We start from the raw sequence: 17,470 nt of genomic DNA, 5'->3' as shown, positions 1-17,470 counted from the left end.
CCCTCGACCCGGAGGCTGCCCTCGACCCGGAGGCTGCCCTCGGTCCCAACACTGCCCTCGGCGGGGCGGAAGGAGGTCAGGGGCGCAGCAGGGTCGCGAGGAGACGGAGTGCGCCCTGCTTGTCCAGGGGCTCGTTGCCGTTGCCGCACTTGGGCGACTGGATGCAGGAAGGGCAGCCGCGCTCGCACTCGCAGGAGTCGATGGCCTGGCGCGTGGCCGTCAGCCATTCCCTGGCGCGCGCGTACCCGCGTTCCGCGATGCCGGCGCCGCCCTCGTGGCCGTCGTAGACGAACACCGTGAGCAGGCCGGTGTCCGCGTGCAGCTCCGTCGACACGCCGCCGATGTCCCAGCGGTCGCAGGTCGCGAAGAGGGGGAGCAGGCCGATGGCGGCGTGCTCGGCGGCGTGGGCCGAGCCGCCCAGGTCGAAGCCCTCCTCGGCCAGGGTGGCGACCTCGGCGGCCGGGAGCGTCCACCAGACGGCGCGGGTGCGGAGGGTGCGCGGCGGCAGGTCCAGCGGCTCGTCGCCGAGGCTCTCGCCCGACTGCGCCCGGCGCTTCAGGTACGAGACGACCTGCCTGGTCACCTCGACCTCGCCGAAGTGGAGGGTGCCGGGCCCGAGAGGATGGGAGCGCAGGGTGGAAAGGACAGAGATGTCGGTGATGTCCCGGGCGAACGTGGAGTAGTCCGGAGCGGCACTCGTGACCAGCGCCACCCCGGCCTCCAGGTCCAGCTCCTCCACGAGGAACGTCTCGCCCTGGTGGAGGTAGACCGCTCCAGTGTGCACGGTCGTGTGCGACGAGGGCTCGTCCACGCTCCCGAGCAGGCGGCCGGTCGAGGACTCGACGACGTGGATCGGCGCGCCGCCGCCGCCGCGGATGTCGGCCAGGTCGGTGGCGCGCTCCCGCCTGGTCCAGTACCAGCCGGCCGGCCGGCGGCGCAGCAGGCCCTCAGTGACGAGGTCGTCGAGCACGCCGCGCGCGGCGTCGCCGAAGACCGTCAGGTCCTGCTCGGTCAGCGGGATCTCCGCCGCGGCGGCGCACAGGTGCGGGCCCAGCACGTACGGGTTGTCCGGGTCGAGGACGATCGCCTCGACGGGCCGGCCGAACAGGGCCTCCGGGTGGTGCACGATGTAGGTGTCGAGCGGGTCGTCACGGGCGATGAGCACGGCCAGCGCGTCCTGGCCCTCGCGCCCCGCGCGGCCGGCCTGCTGCCAGAGCGAGGCGCGGGTGCCCGGCCAGCCGGCGATCAGCACGGCGTCCAGGCCGGACACGTCGACCCCGAGCTCCAGGGCGTTGGTGGTGGCCAGGCCCATCAGCGCGCCGGAGCGCAGAGCCTTCTCCAGCACCCTGCGGTCCTCCGCCAGGTAGCCCGCCCGGTAGGCGGCAACCTTCTCGGGCAGATCCGCCAACCCTTCGTCCTCGGGCCACGCCCACGCCAGCGGCCCACGGGCACCCCCTCCCGCGGACCCGGCCGCGGAATCCCGGGGCTCCTCACGGCCGGTCCGGTTGCCGGTGCCCTCACGAAAGGACGGCATCGGGCTGGCCCCCAGAAGCGGAGGGTCCGCCCTCGTCGGAGAGTGCTCCGCTGTAGAGGGTTCCGCTGAACAGAGTTCCGCTGGGGACGGCTCTGTCGATGAGGGGGCTGATGGTGAGGGTCCGGCTGGTGTGGGTTTCGCCGTGGAGGGTTCTGCCGGACGGGGTTCCGCTGGGGACGGCTCTGTCGATGAGGGTTCCGCCGGAGAGGGCCCGGCTGGAGAGGGGTCCGACGATGGGGGTGTCGATGGACGGGGTGTTGGGTGGGGGGGTCCGAGGGGGGAGGGGTGGGGGCCGTGGGCGGAGAGGGAGAAGGCGACGTCGGAGAGTTTGGCGCGGGCCTGGAGCGCCACCGTCTCGGCGCCGCGACGGCTGCGGACGAACGCGAGCGTGCGGACGTCGGCCAGCACCAGGTCCGCCAGCAGGTCGGCGGCCTCGGCCGTGGCCGTCCGGCGCACCGGGGCCCCCTTCTCGCCCCTGAGCTCCGTCAGCGGCGGCTCCCACAGCGCGATGGTGGTCGAGCCCTTGGGAGAGGCGTCCGCCGTCACCTCGTCCACGTCGAGCCCGGTCAGCCGCTTGGCGAACTCGCCGGGCTCGCTCGCCGTGGCCGAGGCCAGCAGGAAGGCCGGCGACGACCCGTACCTGGCGCAGACGCGGCGCAGGCGGCGCAGGATCTGCGCCACGTGCGACCCGAACACGCCCCGGTAGCCGTGACACTCGTCCACGACCACCAGCCGCAGCCGGCGGAAGAACAGCGACCACTGGGCGTGCCTGGGCAGGATGCTCCGGTGCAGCATGTCGGGGTTGGTGAGCACGTAGTTGGCGTGCTTGCGCACCCAGGTGCGCTCCTCGAACGGGGTGTCGCCGTCGAAGCAGGCGGCCCGCACCTGGGTGATGCGCAGGTCATGGATGCCGCGAAGCTGGTCGGCGGCGAGGGCCTTGGTGGGTGTGAGGTACAACACGGTGCCGCCGTCGAGACAGGCGGTGACCGCCGGGGTCAGGTAGGCCAGCGACTTGCCGGAGGCCGTCCCCGTAGAAATGATCACGTTTCGGCCACAATGGGCCAGGTCAGCGGCCTCGTACTGGTGTTGCCACAGCCCCGCCACGCCCTGGTTCGCCAAGCGCGTAACCAGGAGTTCGGGCGCCCATTTGGGCCATCCCACTTGACCCGCCTGACGTGCTGGAACATGCTCCACATGGGTGACACGCTCGTGACGTGCGGGTATGCCGAGCAGGTGCTGGAGGAGTGGACCTGGTCGGTGTGGGGAGGAAGCGGAGGAAGTCACTGTTTCCAGTCTGCATCCGTGGGCAAAGTCGCCGGGAATCGTGATTTCGTATAGACACAAGCCAGACGCGTGGTTGAATGCCGCGCGTCAGGGTCCGACAGTCGGGAGCATCGCTCCAGACTGCCAGGCCCGCAAGAGTACTTTCGCAGGCGAGGCGCTGGAGGATCTGTGGATCTGAAGTTGGATCACCGCACCGAAGACCGACTCACCATCGTGGAGGTCGAAGGTGAGATCGATGTTTACACGGCGCCGAGATTGCGTGAGCTCCTCATCGACCTGGTGAACAAGGGAAACTTCCACCTCCTGGTCAACATGGAGAAGGTCGACTTCCTCGACTCGACGGGGCTTGGCGTCCTGGTGGGCGGACTCAAGCGGGTCCGCGCCCACGACGGCTCGCTCGAACTGGTCTGCACCCAGGAGCGCATCCTCAAGATCTTCCGGATCACCGGTCTGACCAAGGTCTTCGGGATCTACGCTTCGGTCGACGAGGCCAAGGAAGCTCACGGCAAAGACAAGTAGATGGCCACCGTCGAGCTGACGTTCAGCGCTCTTCCCGCGCACGTGCGCACCGCGCGGCTGGTGGCCACTGCGATCGCCAGGCGCACCGGCGTGGAGGAGTCCTTGCTGGACGAGGTCCGGCTCGCCGTGGGTGAGGCGTGTTCCCGGGCGGTCGAGGCGCATCGCGCCCACTGTCCGGGTGAGCCCATCCGCATCGAGCTCAAGGACGACTCGGGGCGCTTCGAGGTCACGGTCAGCGACCAGGCGCCCAGTGATGAGATCAAGCAGGAGCAGCCCCTCGACCTGGGAATGCTCTCCGACTCGTTCATGTCCGGCTTCGGTATCGCGGTGATCGCGGGGCTGGCGGACGACGTGGAGGTGTTCCCGAGTCCCAAGGGCATGCGGATCCGCATGAGCTGGCCGGCCGCCACCAACGGCCATCTCCGCTGACGTGCCTTTCCGGCCGTCGGGCTTGAGCTTGGCGAAGGACGTCTCCTGACCGCTGCGGTCAAGGAGACGTCCTTCGCGTTACGACGCCGGGCTGACCGGTCACCGTTGCGACAGGGGATCTCCGTCGAACGCCTCGGCGAGCGTGATGACCCTGCCGCCGCGTTCGGCGATCTCGGCGGCCCGCAGGACGAGGATCTCGAGGTCGTCGCGCGCGTGGATGAACCGGCCCGCGAGTGCGTCGAGACGTCCCCGCGCGATGGCGAGCACGCCGTCCACCGCCTGTTCCATCGATGTCCACGAGTCGTCCCTGGCCCCGGGGAGGTCGCCGAGGTCGCTGGTCAGATCCGTGCGGACCCGGCCGGGGCTGTAGTCGAACGCCAGCACCCCCGTGCCCGCGAGTCCCGCCGACAGCGCCGCGGTGAGCTTGGCCAGCGCGGCCTTGGACACGCTGTAGGCCGTCTGTGTGGGCAGCGTCCACACCCCGAGCAGGCTGTTGACGTTGACGATCCGGCCGCTGCCGCGGGCCAGCATGCCGGGCACCACCGCGTGGACGTACAGCATCGGGCCGAGCACGTTCGTCGTGACGGTGCCCCACCACTCCTCGGGGTCCGACTCCCAGACCGGCGCCTCGTGCGGCTCGGCCGCGCCCGCGTTGTTCACCAGCAGGTCGATCGGGCCGAGGACGCGCTCGGCGGTCTCGACGACGGCGGTCACGGCCCGCGGGTCGGTGACGTCGCCGGGCAGGGCCAGCACGTCACCCTCGCCGCCCAGCTCGGCCGCGAGTGCGTCCAGGGCCTCCGCCGACCGGGCCGTGACCGCGACCCGCATCCCCGCCTGGTGGAGTCGCACGGCCAGCGCCCTGCCGATGCCGCGGCTCGCCCCCGTCACCAGGGCAACCGATCCTCTTGGTCCGCTCATCATCGCCACCCCCCACGGTCCCGCTACCCGCTGACCTGGCCCGGATGCTCGGCCTCAGGAGAGGCGTATTTCGGTCGTACCTTTTCAGGCCGTAGTCATGACCGTAAACCGACGGATATTTCACCAGTCAAGTCGCAATACACCCCGCTGTCAGCGGCTTACTGACCAGGCGCGCAAATGCCCGGCTCCAGAGCCTTCATATCTGCGTATCCCCTGCGTAGACTCCCGGCACCGGCCAAGGTGATCCGGCACTAACAGCGGATTCAACCGGAAGCGGCACCCACAACCCGGATGGTGCCGCACCGCCCGCCTACATTGCAGCGCCACCGGGCAGGACGACCGGTCTTGCCGAGGAGAACGATGTCTAGGCACATGCTGGCACTGGAGCCAGCGTCCAATCTGACCCTTAGCGGAAACAATCTCACCATCGTGATCGTGGTCGCCGCGGTCGCGCTGATCGCGCTAGCCGTCGCCGGCGGTCTGGTGCGTGAGGTGCTCGCCGCCGACCAGGGCACGGAGCGCATGCAGAACATCGCCCGTGCCGTCCAGGAAGGGGCCGCGGCGTATCTGACGCGGCAGTTCCGCACCCTGGCGATCTTCGTCGTGATCATACCCTTCCTGCTGCTCCTCCTACCGGGCGAAACCGACGTACGGATCGGGCGCTCGATCTTCTTCGTGGTCGGCGCGGTGTTCTCCGCGCTGACCGGCTTCATGGGCATGTGGCTGGCGGTGCGCGGCAACGTGCGCGTGGCCGCCGCGGCCCGCGACTCGGGCGAGCAGCGCGCCATGCGCATCGCCTTCCGTACGGGCGGCGTCGCCGGCATGTTCACCGTGGGCCTCGGCCTGCTGGGCGCGGCCGTGGTCGTCTTCCTCTACCAGGGCGACGCGCCCGGCGTGCTGGAGGGCTTCGGCTTCGGCGCGGCGCTGCTCGCCATGTTCATGCGGGTCGGCGGCGGCATCTTCACCAAGGCCGCGGACGTCGGCGCCGACCTGGTCGGCAAGGTCGAGCAGGGCATTCCCGAGGACGACCCGCGCAACGCCGCCACCATCGCCGACAACGTGGGCGACAACGTCGGCGACTGCGCCGGCATGGCGGCCGACCTGTTCGAGTCGTACGCGGTCATGCTGGTCGCGAGCCTCATCCTGGGCCGGGTGGCCTTCGGCGAGCAGGGTCTGATCTTCCCGCTCATCGTCCCGATGATCGGCGTGCTGACCGCGATCATCGGCATCTTCGTCACCCGCCTGCGCGCCAAGGACCGCAACGGCATGGCGGCCATCAACCGCAGCTTCTTCATCTCGGCCGGCATCTCCGCGGTCCTGGTCGCGGCCGCCGCCTTCTGGTACCTTCCCGCCACTTTCGACGGCCTGGCCGGCGCGCAGGTGCAGTCCGACGCCGACCCGCGGGTCATCGCCATCGGCGCGGTGCTCATCGGCCTGGTCCTGGCCAGCGCCATCCAGCTGCTCACCGGCTACTTCACCGAGACCAACCGGCGCCCGGTCCGCGAGATCGGCGAGAGCTCCCGTACCGGCCCGGCGACCGTCATCCTGGCCGGCATCAGCGTCGGCCTGGAGTCGGCGGTCTACTCGGCGCTGATCATCGGCGCGGCGGTGTACGGCGCGTTCCTGCTCGGCTTCGGCAACGTGACGGTGGCGCTGTTCGCCGTCGCCCTGGCCGGCACCGGCCTGCTGACCACGGTCGGCGTCATCGTCTCGATGGACACCTTCGGCCCCGTCTCCGACAACGCCCAGGGCATCGCCGAGATGTCCGGCGACGTCGAGGGCGAGGGCGCCCGCGTCCTCACCAGCCTGGACGCGGTCGGCAACACCACCAAGGCCATCACCAAGGGCATCGCGATCGCGACGGCCGTGCTGGCCGCCACGGCGCTGTTCGGCGCGTTCCGCACCGCGGTCGAAGGCGAGCTGCCGGCGGGCAGCGTGTTCAGCCTCGGCATCGACGCGCCCAACGTGCTGGTCGGCCTGATCATCGGCGCGGCCGTGGTGTTCCTGTTCTCCGGGCTGGCCATCATGGCGGTCGGCCGGGCGGCGATGCGGGTGGTCTTCGAGGTACGCGAGCAGTTCCGCAGCAAGCCGGGCATCATGCAGGGCACCGAGCTGCCCGACTACGGGCGCGTGGTCGACATCTGCACCCGCGACTCGCTCCGCGAGCTGGCCACGCCCGGCCTGCTCGCGGTCATGACGCCGATAGCCGTCGGCTTCGCGCTCGGGTACGCGCCGCTGGGCGCGTTCCTGGCGGGCGCGATCGCCGCCGGCACCCTGATGGCCGTCTTCCTGTCCAACTCGGGCGGCGCCTGGGACAACGCCAAGAAGCTGGTCGAGGACGGACACCACGGCGGCAAGGGCTCCGAGGCGCACGCCGCCACGGTCATCGGCGACACGGTCGGCGACCCGTTCAAGGACACCGCGGGCCCGGCCATCAACCCGCTGATCAAGGTGATGAACCTCGTCGCGCTGCTGGTGGCCCCGGCCGTGGTGCTGTGGGCCGACAACGTCGGGCTCCGCGTCGGCATCGCGGTGGTCGCGGTGGCCGTGGTCGTCGGCGCCATCATCGTCTCCAAGCGCCGCTCGGTGACGGCCGAGCCGGCCAACGACAACGACCGCGACAAGGAACCCGTCGCGTCCTGACACCGTTCCACCACGACGCCCGCTCCTCGACCACCGAGGGGCGGGCGTCGCCGTCCGGCCACGCCGGAGGGTGATACGCGGAGTGGCCTTGTTCGGTGGGAAACTGGGCAGATGGACAACAAGCCGCCGTCCGGCGGGAAGACCCTGGCCGTCATCCTGCTCGCGATGCTTGCCATCATGGCGGTGATCGCGATGCTGGCCGTCTGGGCGTCGAGAGGATGACCGAGGTGCGAACGCTGATCCTGCTCCGCCACGCCAAGGCGGCCCAGGCGCCTGGGGTGCCCGACAAGGACCGGGCGCTGACCGACCGGGGCGAGCGCGACGCCAAGCGGGCCGGTGAGGAGCTGCGGATGCTCGGGCTGGAGCCGGAGGTGGTGCTCTGCTCGCCGGCCCGGCGCACCCGCCGCACGGCGGAGCTGGCCTTCCCCGGCGTCGAGGTGCGGTACGAGCCGGCGATCTACCAGGCCTACCCGGAGGAGCTGCTGGAGCGGCTGCGCCTGCTCGACCCCGATCACGGCACGGTGGCGCTGTGCGGGCACAACCCGGCCGTGCACGAGCTGGCGCTGATGCTCGCGGAGGGCGACTACCTGTTCCGGCCGGGCACGTTCGCGGTGATCAAGACAGCGGTGCCGTGGCCCGAGCTGTCGGCCGGTGAGGGAGAGCTGGTCACGAGCTGGGGTCCGCAGCACGACTGACGAGCAGCGCGTCCTCGGCGTCGGCGGCCTCGACCTCGTCGCGGGAGATGCCGAGCAGGTAGAGGATCGAGTCGAGGTAGGGCGTGTTGACCGCGGTGTCGGCGGCCTGGCGCACCACGGGCTTGGCGTTGAACGCGATGCCCAGCCCGGCCGCGGCGATCATGTCGAGGTCGTTGGCCCCGTCGCCGATGGCCACGGTCTGGCTGATCGGCACCCCCGCCTCGCTGGCGAACCGCTCCAGCGCGCGGGCCTTGCCGGGCCGGTCGACGATCTCGCCGACGAGCCGGCCGGTCAGCTTGCCGTCGATGACCTCCAGCACGTTCGCCGCCGAGTAGTCGATGCCGAGCTCCTCCACGAGCGTGTCGGTGATCTGGGTGAAGCCACCGCTGACGATGGCGAAGCGGTAGTCGAGCCGCTTGAGCGTGCGGACCAGGGTGCGGGCGCCGGGGGTGAGCACGACCTCACCGCGCACCCGCTCGAACACCTCGGCGGGCAGCCCTTCGAGCTGGGCGACCCGGCGGCGCAGCGACTCGGCGAAGTCGAGCTCGCCGCGCATGGCCGCCTCGGTGACCTTGGCGACCTCGTCGAGGCAGCCGGCGTGCTTGGCCAGCAGCTCGATGACCTCACCCTGGATGAGGGTGGAGTCGACGTCCATGACGATGAGCCGCTTGGCCCGCCTGGACAGCCCGGTGCGCTGCACGGCCACGTCGACCTGCTGGGCGGCGGCCTCGGCGGCGAGCTGGACGCGCAGCTCGTCGGGGTTGGCGCCGGAGACGGACAGCTCGATGCAGGTCACCGGCCACTGGGCCAGCCGCTCGATGCGGTCGATGTTGGCGCCGGCGGCGGCGATCCGGCGGGCGATGCCGGCGATGGCCGCGGGCTGGAGCGTGGCGCCGAGCACGCTGACCGACAGGCGGCCGCGGCGGCGGTGCTCCTTGGCCAGGGAGCCGGTGGACAGCTCCACCTCCATGCCCAGGTCCTCGGCGATCCGCTCGACGGCGGTCCACATGGCGCCGAGGGTGCTGCCGGTGCCGGTGGACGGCCCTCCGGCGTAGGCGACCAGGACGCCGAGCGTGAGCCGGCCGCGGATGACGACCTGCTCGATGTCGGCCACGGTCACGGGGAAGCCCGACAGGACGGAGAACAGGCGCGAGGTCACGCCTGGCCGGTCGGGGCCGGTGAAGGTGATCAAGAGGGTGCGCTGGTCCACATTCAGCCACGGTACTGCGCCCGCCCCGATGCCCGCGCCGCAGGTCCTGCTTTACGTCCGCAAGATCAGGTGGGCGTCGCCGAACTCGTGCCACAGGTAACGTTCCCGCAGCGCCGCCTCGTACGCCGCGCGGAGCGGGCGCTCGCCGGCGATCGCGGTCAGCATCATGAGGTGGCTGGAGCGCGGTTCGTGCAGGCCGGTGATGAGCCCCGTGACCGCCCGCACCCCCGTCGCGGGCGTCACGACGTGGGTGGTCCAGCCCTCGGACGCGGTCACCAGGCCGCCGGCGGCGGCGGTCTCCAGCGCCCGCACCACCGTGGTGCCGGCGGCGACCACCCGCCTTCCGCTCCCCAGGGTCAGGTCGACCAGGCGGGCCGTGGCCTCCGGCACCGCGTAGCGCTCGGCGTACGGTGGCTCGTCCTTCTCCGGCGAGGCCACCCCCGTGTGCAGGGTGATCGGCGCGATGCCGACGCCGCGCGCCACCAGCGCCGTGACCAGCTCCGGCGTGAACGGCCGCGCGGCGCTGGGCATCTCCGCGCTGCCCGGCACGGTCGCGAACACCGTCTGGTACGCCTCGATCGGCCAGTCCCTGGTGACGTACGCGTACCGGATCGGGGCCCCGTACCCGCGCAGGTACGTCTCCACGTCGCGATCGAGCACTGCCCGCCACAGCCGGGGCGTCTCGCGAGCGACGAGCCGCAGCGTGGCGCCTCCCGGCAGCGGCAGCCACTCGCCGGGCGCGCCGCCGCGGTACTGCTCGGTCGCGGTGGCGGTACGGCGGCGCAGCTCGACGAGCCAGGTGCCGTCCGGGCGCGCGGTGGAGAAGTGCACCGCGAGCCGGTCCAGCCGCACGGCGGCGGGCAGCGTCGCCGAGTTGTTGACCACGATCAGGTCGCCCGGGTCGAGCAGGCCGGGCAGGTCGGTGAAGCGGTGGTGCGCCGGCTCGCCGTCACCCGCAGAGACCAGCAGCCGGACCCCGTCCCTGCCCACCCCGCGCGCCTCCGGCGGCTCCTGCGCTGACAGCGCGGGCCGCAGAACGAAGTCGAGCGCGGCGTTCGCCACCTCGGCCGTCACCTCGGTTGTCACAGCGGTCGTTGCGGGGGATGCGGCGGTCGTCTCGGGGGGCGTCGTCGGGCGGGTCATTGGAGGGTCACTCGGCCGCTGGCGGGGCGGGTACGTACGAGGCCGTGCAGGGCGGCGGCGACCTCGGCCGGGTCGGTGGCGGACGCGGCCTCGTCCGCGCCGACGGCGTCGGCCAGCATCCGGGTGTTCATCTCGCCCGGGTCGGTCCACCAGACCGCCAGCTCGGGCTCCTCGGCGGCGAGCACGTTCGAGAGCTGATCCAGCGCCGCCTTGGTGGCCCCGTACCCGCCCCATCCCTCGTACGCGCCGGTGGCGGCGTCGGAGGTGACGTTGACGACGGCGCCCCGCCGGGCGCGCAGCGCGGGCAGCGTGGCCTGGATGAGGGCGAGCGGCGCGGTGACGTTGGTCTCCAGCAGGACGCGGAAGGCCTCCAGCGGGTAGCCCGCCAGCGGCGGCAGCGGCGTGGCCCCGAGGCCGCTGGCGTTGTTGACCAGGAGGTCCAGCTCGGGGACGGCGTCCGCCAGGCGGCGGATGTGCGCGGGCTCGGTGACGTCGCCCGGGATGGCGGTGGCGCCCAGCTCGGCCGCGGCCCGTTCCAGCTCGTTCACGCCGCGCGCGGTGAGCACGAGACGCCAGCCCGCCTCCGCCAGTGACCGCGCGAGCGCGAGGCCGAGTCCGCGGGAGGCGCCGGTGATGAGTGCGGTGTTCGTCATGTTCGTGACGTTAGGAACGCGCCGCCGTCCACACATCGGGCCGTGGTCCCGTGGCCGCCTGGGCACTTCGTCCTAGGACCTTCCCGGCGCCGGTCGAGAGTCCCGCGGAGGTCACCGGCGCCCGGTCCCCGGTTCGCCCGTCAGTAGAGTGATGGCGTGACGGCCGAACGCGACGAGATCCTGCAGGCGGTGAGCTCCGCGGTGCTGGCGGTCACCCGCCATCTGTCGGTGCGCGAGGTGCTGCAGGTCATCGTACGCTCGGCGCGGCGGCTGCTGGACGCCCGCTACGCCGCGCTGGGGGTGCCCGACGAGGACGGCTCGTTCGCGGAGTTCGTCGCCGAGGGCATCACCGACAAGCAGTGGGAGGCGATCGGGCCCCTCCCTCGCCAGCACGGCATGCTGGGCGCGATGCTCCGCGAGGGCGCCCCGGTGCGACTGGCCGACCTGCGCGCCGACCCCAGGTTCGAATACTGGCCGCAGGCGCATCCGGTGATGAAGGACTTCCTCGGCGTCCCCATCACCGACGGCGGCGAGGTGCTCGGCATCATCTTCCTGGCCAACAAGCGCGCGGGCGGCTTCACCGAGGCCGACCAGGACCTGCTCCAGGTGTTCGCGGCGCACGCCGCCATGGCGCTGGCCAACGCCCGGCTCTACGAACGGAGCCGGGAGCTGGCGATGCTGGAGGAACGCAACCGGGTGGCCCGCGAGCTGCACGACGCCGTCACCCAGAAGCTGTTCTCGCTGCGGCTGAGCGCCCAGGCGGCGGGGGCCATGCTGAAGTCGGAGCCCGACAGGGCCGCGGCCGAGCTGGAGCGGGTGCAGCGGCTGGCGGGGGAGGCGCTGGGCGAGCTGCGGGCGGTGATCGTCGAGCTGCGGCCCGCCGAGCTGGACCGCCACGGGCTGGCCGAGACGCTGCGCAAGCACGTGCGGATGCTCGACCGCCTGCACCCCGCGCGCGTCACCTACGAGGCGGACGAGCTGCCGCCGCTGGACTCCGCCGCGGAGGTGGCCGTGCTCAGGGTGGCCCAGGAGGCGCTGCACAACGCGCTGCGCCACGCCGAGGCCGCGCGGGTGACGGTGCGGCTGTCGTACGAGGGCGGCGGGCTGGCCCTGACCGTCGAGGACGACGGCACGGGCTTCGAGCAGGGCGCCTCGCGCGGGCTGGGCCTGATCTCGATGAAGGACCGGGCCGAGTCGGTGGGCGGCCGGATGACCGTCAGCTCGGCCCCCGGGAAGGGGACGACCGTGCGTATGGAGGTGTGCGGGTGATCCGGGTGCTGGTCGCCGACGACCATCCGGTGGTGCGTCAGGGGCTGCGCACGTTCCTCGACCTGCAGGACGACATCACGGTCGTGGGCGAGGCGGGCGACGGCGCGCGCGCCGTCGAGCTGGTCCGCGAGCTCGCGCCCGACGTGCTGCTGCTCGACCTCAAGATGCCGGTGCTGGACGGGCTGGCCACGCTGGGCGAGCTGACCGGCGCCGCGACCCGGGTGCTGGTGCTGACCTCGGTGAGCGACAGGGCCGACGTGGGCCCCGCGATGCGGGCGGGCGCGTCCGGCTTCCTCTACAAGGACGTCGACCCGACGGCGCTGGTGCGGGCCGTGCGGGCCGTGCACAGCGGGCAGGTGCTGCTCGCGCCGGAGGCGGCCGAGGCGATGCTGGCGGGCGGCGAGGGCGCGCGGCCGGCGGGGGGCCCGCCCGTGCCGCTGACCGACCGCGAGCGCGAGGTGCTGAAACTGATCGCGGCCGGCCGGTCCAACCGTGAGATCGCCCGCAGCCTCGCGGTCGCCGAGAAGACGGTCAAGACCCACGTCTCCAACGTGCTGATGAAGCTCGGCGTCCAGGACCGCACCCAGGCCGCCCTCTACGCCGTGCGCCACGGCCTGTCCTGATCCCTCAGGGCGTCCCTGAAGGGCTCGAAGGCGGCGTGCCGGGGTCAGAGGTTCCTGACGGGCTCGAAGATGGCGTGGTGGGCCGCGACGATCGCGCGACGCACGGCGCGGTCCAGCTCGCGCACCGCGGCGCCGCGGGAGGCGATCTCGCCGGAGGTGAGCCCGCGCTCCTCGGCCAGGCGCAGCACCGCGCCCAACCGGGTGGCCAGCGCCGACACCCGGTGGGCGCGCGCCGGATAGCCGGGGGCCAGCTCGCCGCCGTCCGGCACGTGCGACGGCCGCTCCCGCGCGGGGCCGCCCGCCGCGGCCAGCGCCTGGGTCGCGTCCCGCATCGCCTCCGACAGCTCGCGCTCGGCCTCGGCGACGGACGGCAGGTCCTGCCGTACCGGCCCGGCCTCGTGCACGTCCAGCTTGACTCCCACGTACGAGGAACCGCGCAGATCGAGGGAGGGCACCAGCCCGAGCCGGGTGTCGTCGAGCACGGCGATGGCGGCCTGCCCGGCGTCGACCGCCGCCGAGTTGAACCCGGGCGGGCCGGAGAGCCCGAGCGGGTCACCGGGCGCCGGCAGGGCGAGCCGGAACCCGCTCAGGCCACCGGAGCGAAGGTTGGCCAGGTATTTACGCAGCGGAACCTCGCCCACGACAGCGGGGCCGCCGACCTCTTCGACGTGGTCGGCCGCCTCGTCCAGGCCGATGTGGCCGGAGAGCCAGGCGTTACCCCAGGCGACGAGCACGGGACAGATAGGCGATTCAGGGCGCACCGATCCACGATAAGCGCTCGCCCTGCAATAGGTTTGTCCCCAGGGTTACTCCTCAAGGAGGGATCGGGGATGGGTGGTCAGGTGCTGCGGTTCCAGGACGTCGCCTACAAGCGCGACGGGGCGACCCTGCTGCGCGGCATCGACTGGACGGTCGAGGAGGACGAGCGGTGGGTCGTGCTCGGCCCCAACGGCGCGGGCAAGACCACGTTGCTGCAGCTCGCGGCCACGTTGCTGTTCCCCAGTGAGGGGTCGCTGGAGGTGCTCGGCGAGCGCGTCGGGGTGGCCGACGTGTTCGACCTGCGGCCGCGCATCGGGCTGTGCAGCTCCGCGCTGGCCGAGCGGATCCCGCCCGACGAGAAGGTCATCGACCTGGTGCTGACCGCCTCGTACGCGCTGCTGGGGCGCTGGACGGAGGAGTACGACTCCAACGACGTCACCCGTGCCGTCGAGCTGATCGACATGATGGGCGCGGCCCATCTGATCAGGCGGCGGTTCGCCTCGCTGTCGGAGGGGGAGCGCAAGCGGGTGCAGATCGCCCGCGCGCTCATGCCCGACCCGGAGATGCTGCTGCTCGACGAGCCCGCCGCCGGGCTCGACGTGGGCGCCCGCGAGGACCTGGTGCGGCGGCTGTCGGTGCTGGCGGGCGACTTCCGGTCGCCGGCGCTGGTCCTGGTGACCCACCACGTGGAGGAGATCCCGGCCGGGTTCACCCACGCCCTGATGCTGCGCCACGGCTCGGTCGTGGCCCAGGGGCCGCTCGACCACGTCATGACGGCCGACAACCTGTCGCAGACGTTCGGGGTGCCGCTGTCGCTCGACCGCAGCGCCGAGGGCCGCTGGTACGTCCGTCCCTTCTAGATCGCCCGCAGGCACGCCGGACGAAATATCATGCAGCGGGTCAGGCCCGTCGATTTCGGAGCGTTGCCATGTCCGTGGAGCAGCTCATCGTCGCCTTCGTCCTGGTCGCGGCGGTGGGCTTCGGGGTGGCGCGGACCATCAGGATCATCCCGCAGGCGACGGCGGCGATCGTGGAGCGGCTGGGCCGCTACCACCGCACGCTCGCCCCGGGGCTCAACATGGTGGTGCCGTTCATCGACCGCATCAAGGACATGATCGACCTGCGCGAGCAGGTGGTGTCGTTCCCGCCGCAACCGGTGATCACCTCCGACAACCTGGTCGTCTCCATCGACACCGTCATCTACTTCCAGGTGACCAACCCGAAGGCGGCCACGTACGAGATCGCGAACTTCCTCATCGGCGTCGAGCAGCTCACCGTCACCACGCTGCGCAACGTCGTCGGCGGCATGGACCTGGAGCGCACGCTGACCTCCCGCGAGGAGATCAACACCGAGCTGCGCGGGTCGCTGGACGAGGCGACCGGCAAGTGGGGCATCAGGGTCAACCGGGTGGAGCTCAAGTCCATCGACCCGCCGGCCTCGATCCAGGACTCGATGGAGAAGCAGATGCGCGCCGACCGCGACAAGCGGGCCGCCGTGCTCACCGCCGAGGGCCAGCGGCAGGCGGCCATCCTGGCGGCCGAGGGCGAGCAGCAGGCGGCGGTCTTACGGGCCAGGGGCGACGCGGAGGCGGCGGTGCTGCGCGCCCAGGCCGAGGCCGAGGCCCAGGCGATGCGCGCCAAGGGCCAGGCCGACGCGATCGGCATGGTGTTCAAGGCCATCCACGAGGGCAACCCGGACCAGCACCTGCTGGCCTACCAGTACCTGCAGACCCTGCCCGAGATCGCCAAGGGCGACGCCAACAAGATCTGGATAGTCCCCTCGGAGATGGGCAAGGCGCTGGAGAGCCTCGGCGGCCTGTTCACCCCGCCGAATCCCCCCGCGCGCAATCCCCCCGCCACCCCGGACGCGTAACCGCCCCGCCAGGCCCCCTAGGCTCGGCACTCGACGCTGATGCTGGGAAGGGGTCGGGGTGACGGTCTGGGAAGCGCTCGCCGTGTGGGTCGCCGGGATGGCGGCCGGGGCGATCAACGCGGTGGTCGGCTCGGGGAGCCTGATCACCTTCCCCACCCTCGTCGCCGTCGGCATTGATCCGGTCGTGGCGAACGTGTCCAACAACGTCGGCCTCGTCCCCGGCTCCGTCACCGGCGCCTACGGCTACCGCGCGGAGCTGCGCGGGCAGCGCGACCGGCTGGTCAGGCTCGCCATGGGGTCCGCGCTCGGCTCGCTGGCCGGCGGGATCCTGCTGCTCTACCTCGATCCGGACGTCTTCCAGGTGGTCGTCCCCGTGCTGATCGGGCTGGCCTGTGTGCTGGTCATCATCCAGCCGAGGCTCAACCTCTGGCTGGCCGCCCGGCGCGAGCACGCGCACCCGCACGGCGGCCCCGCCCTCTGGCTCGGGGTGTTCGGGGCGGGCGTCTACGGGGGCTACTTCGGCGCCGCCCAGGGCGTGCTGCTCATCGGGCTGCTCGGCAGCTTCCTGGACGAGCACCTGCAGCGGGTGAACGCGGCCAAGAACGTGCTCTCCCTGGTGGTCAACTCCACCGCCGCCGTGCTGTTCGTCCTGATCGCGGACGTCGACTGGTGGGCGGTGCTGGCCGTGGCCCTGGGTGCGATGATCGGCGGCTTCCTGGGGGCGAAGGTCGGGCGCCGCATCCCCGCGCCACTGCTGCGCGTGGTCATCGTGGCGGTGGGGATCGTGGCGATAATCAAACTGGTGTACGGATAATTTCCCGACATTCTGGGCATAAATCAGTACATGAAGGGTGATCGGGTGGAGATCGTCATCGACGCGGGCGGCACCCCGCGCACGTACGAGGTCGTCGCCACCCGCGCGGGCCGCCGCGTCGAGGTGGCCACCCGGCGGGGGCTCGTCGAGGTGACCGAGGTGACCAGGAGCGGCACCGTCATCCGGACCGCCCGCTTCATGTCCAGCCGCATCCTCGCCCTGGTCGAGCACCCCGCCGACGAGAAGGACTAGCGGAAGTCGGCCTCGTGGTCGCGCACCCAGGACCGGAACGGCAGCGCCGGCCTGCCCAGCAGCTTCTCCACGACGTCCGTGACCTCCTCGGGGGAGTCCACCAGGCTCCGCCAGCCCGCCAGCGCGGCGTCCACGAAGTTCGCGTCGCCCCAGGCCGCCAGCAGCTGCTCGCGCGCCTGCTCCGGCGGCAGTTCCTCCCAGCGCACCTCGCGGCCGATCACCTCGCCGATGATCCTCACCTGCTCGGCCTGGGTGAGCACCTCGGGCCCGCTGATCGGGTAGGCCGCGCCGCCGTGCCCGGCTGAGGTCAGCACGTGCACCGCCACCGCCGCGATGTCCTTCTCGTGGATGAGGGTGCGCCCCGCCTGCCCGTACGGCCAGCGCACGACGCCCGTCCTGACCTGGTCGGCCCAGCCCAGGGTGTTGACGGCGAAGCCGCTCGGCCGCAGGAACGTCCAGCTCATCCCGGAGGCGCGGATGAGCCGCTCCAGCTCCTGATGGAAGATCGTCGGCTCCCCGTCGCCCTGGGGCACGTTCGCCGACAGGTAGACCACCCGCCTGGCCCGCCCGGCGAGCGCCTCGACCACGGGTTCGGCGGTCCGGGCAGCGAAGCCCGGCCACACCAGGAACGCCGTCTCCACGTCCGCCAGGGCGGGTTCCAGCGTCTCGGGCCTGGTCAGGTCGCCCGCGACCGTCTCCACCCGCTCAGGCAGCCGCGCCCGCGCCGGGTCGCGCACCAGGGCGCGCACCGGCAGGCCCGCCCGTTCGAGTTCTCTCACCACATGTCCGCCGACGTTGCCGGTCGCGCCGGTCACCAGAATCGTGCTCATGCGGCGACCGTAAAACCTCAAC

Annotated in this window: 17 protein-coding genes; 10 read left to right on the top strand and 7 right to left on the bottom strand. The window is 71.9% G+C overall.

Annotation, left to right across the window (positions count from 1 at the left end):
* Positions 1-76: 76 nt before the first annotated feature.
* Positions 77-2,578 carry a Zn-binding domain-containing protein gene (locus ABD999_RS13810; protein WP_271276116.1) on the bottom strand — a complete coding sequence of 834 codons (2,502 nt, stop codon included), beginning with the start codon at positions 2,576-2,578 and terminating at the stop codon, positions 77-79.
* Between the two features lie 408 nt (positions 2,579-2,986).
* Between ABD999_RS13810 and ABD999_RS13805 the strand changes: the two genes are divergently transcribed.
* Together ABD999_RS13805 and ABD999_RS13800 are read left to right on the top strand one after the other, a co-directional pair.
* Positions 2,987-3,337 carry an STAS domain-containing protein gene (locus ABD999_RS13805; protein ID WP_043629845.1) on the top strand — a complete coding sequence of 117 codons (351 nt, stop codon included), beginning with the start codon at positions 2,987-2,989 and terminating at the stop codon, positions 3,335-3,337.
* Positions 3,338-3,766: an ATP-binding protein gene (locus tag ABD999_RS13800; RefSeq protein ID WP_148036304.1), complete on the top strand. Its 429-nt coding sequence runs from the start codon at positions 3,338-3,340 to the stop codon at positions 3,764-3,766.
* A gap of 99 nt (positions 3,767-3,865) precedes the next feature.
* On the opposite strand, the gene ABD999_RS13795 is transcribed toward ABD999_RS13800, so the two are convergent.
* Positions 3,866-4,654: an SDR family NAD(P)-dependent oxidoreductase gene (locus ABD999_RS13795; RefSeq protein ID WP_271276117.1), complete on the bottom strand. Its 789-nt coding sequence runs from the start codon at positions 4,652-4,654 to the stop codon at positions 3,866-3,868.
* 390 nt (positions 4,655-5,044) lie between these two features.
* On the opposite strand from ABD999_RS13795, the gene ABD999_RS13790 reads away from it, so the two are divergent.
* A complete protein-coding gene (locus ABD999_RS13790) occupies positions 5,045-7,327 on the top strand; it encodes a sodium-translocating pyrophosphatase (protein ID WP_148036306.1) in 2,283 nt (760 codons plus the stop codon).
* 227 nt (positions 7,328-7,554) lie between these two features.
* Positions 7,555-8,022 carry a SixA phosphatase family protein gene (locus ABD999_RS13785; RefSeq protein ID WP_271276118.1) on the top strand — a complete coding sequence of 156 codons (468 nt, stop codon included), beginning with the start codon at positions 7,555-7,557 and terminating at the stop codon, positions 8,020-8,022.
* On the opposite strand, the gene serB is transcribed toward ABD999_RS13785, so the two are convergent.
* The 3 genes from serB to ABD999_RS13770 are packed head-to-tail and all read right to left on the bottom strand — an operon-like array spanning position 7,994 to position 11,028.
* Positions 7,994-9,232, bottom strand: a complete 1,239-nt coding sequence (gene serB, locus ABD999_RS13780; protein WP_219544816.1) for a phosphoserine phosphatase SerB — start codon at positions 9,230-9,232, stop codon at positions 7,994-7,996. The genes ABD999_RS13785 and serB overlap by 29 nt on opposite strands.
* Positions 9,233-9,283: 51 nt before the next feature.
* Positions 9,284-10,318 (bottom strand): S-adenosylmethionine:tRNA ribosyltransferase-isomerase, encoded by a 1,035-nt coding sequence (locus ABD999_RS13775; RefSeq protein WP_271276119.1) that lies wholly within the window; start codon positions 10,316-10,318, stop codon positions 9,284-9,286.
* A 53-nt stretch (positions 10,319-10,371) separates the two neighbouring features.
* Positions 10,372-11,028, bottom strand: a complete 657-nt coding sequence (locus ABD999_RS13770; RefSeq protein WP_271276120.1) for an SDR family oxidoreductase — start codon at positions 11,026-11,028, stop codon at positions 10,372-10,374.
* A gap of 156 nt (positions 11,029-11,184) precedes the next feature.
* Here ABD999_RS13770 and ABD999_RS13765 point away from each other — a divergent pair, with 156 nt between their 5' ends.
* A complete protein-coding gene (locus tag ABD999_RS13765; protein WP_271276121.1) occupies positions 11,185-12,297 on the top strand; it encodes a GAF domain-containing sensor histidine kinase in 1,113 nt (370 codons plus the stop codon).
* A complete protein-coding gene (locus tag ABD999_RS13760; protein WP_148036310.1) occupies positions 12,294-12,920 on the top strand; it encodes a response regulator in 627 nt (208 codons plus the stop codon). Before ABD999_RS13765 ends, ABD999_RS13760 begins: the two co-directional genes overlap by 4 nt.
* 44 nt (positions 12,921-12,964) lie before the next feature.
* On the opposite strand, the gene ABD999_RS13755 is transcribed toward ABD999_RS13760, so the two are convergent.
* Positions 12,965-13,681: a hypothetical protein gene (locus ABD999_RS13755; RefSeq protein WP_261809032.1), complete on the bottom strand. Its 717-nt coding sequence runs from the start codon at positions 13,679-13,681 to the stop codon at positions 12,965-12,967.
* 69 nt (positions 13,682-13,750) lie between these two features.
* On the opposite strand from ABD999_RS13755, the gene ABD999_RS13750 reads away from it, so the two are divergent.
* From ABD999_RS13750 to ABD999_RS13735, 4 genes are all read left to right on the top strand, one after another.
* Positions 13,751-14,539, top strand: a complete 789-nt coding sequence (locus ABD999_RS13750) for an ABC transporter ATP-binding protein (protein ID WP_148036311.1) — start codon at positions 13,751-13,753, stop codon at positions 14,537-14,539.
* 68 nt (positions 14,540-14,607) lie between these two features.
* A complete protein-coding gene (locus ABD999_RS13745; RefSeq protein WP_148036312.1) occupies positions 14,608-15,552 on the top strand; it encodes an SPFH domain-containing protein in 945 nt (314 codons plus the stop codon).
* Positions 15,553-15,610: 58 nt separating this feature from the next.
* Positions 15,611-16,366 (top strand): sulfite exporter TauE/SafE family protein, encoded by a 756-nt coding sequence (locus ABD999_RS13740; RefSeq protein ID WP_271274764.1) that lies wholly within the window; start codon positions 15,611-15,613, stop codon positions 16,364-16,366.
* A 30-nt stretch (positions 16,367-16,396) separates the two neighbouring features.
* A complete protein-coding gene (locus ABD999_RS13735; protein WP_148036314.1) occupies positions 16,397-16,618 on the top strand; it encodes a hypothetical protein in 222 nt (73 codons plus the stop codon).
* Here ABD999_RS13735 and ABD999_RS13730 read toward each other — a convergent pair.
* On the bottom strand, positions 16,615-17,448 hold the full coding sequence (locus ABD999_RS13730; protein WP_271274765.1) for an SDR family oxidoreductase: 834 nt from the start codon (positions 17,446-17,448) through the stop codon (positions 16,615-16,617). The genes ABD999_RS13735 and ABD999_RS13730 overlap by 4 nt on opposite strands.
* Positions 17,449-17,470 lie beyond the last annotated feature (22 nt).

The sequence above is a fragment of the Nonomuraea ferruginea genome, assembly GCF_039540635.1.
GTDB lineage: Bacteria > Actinomycetota > Actinomycetes > Streptosporangiales > Streptosporangiaceae > Nonomuraea > Nonomuraea ferruginea.
This window is presented reverse-complemented; position numbering and strand designations above follow the sequence as displayed.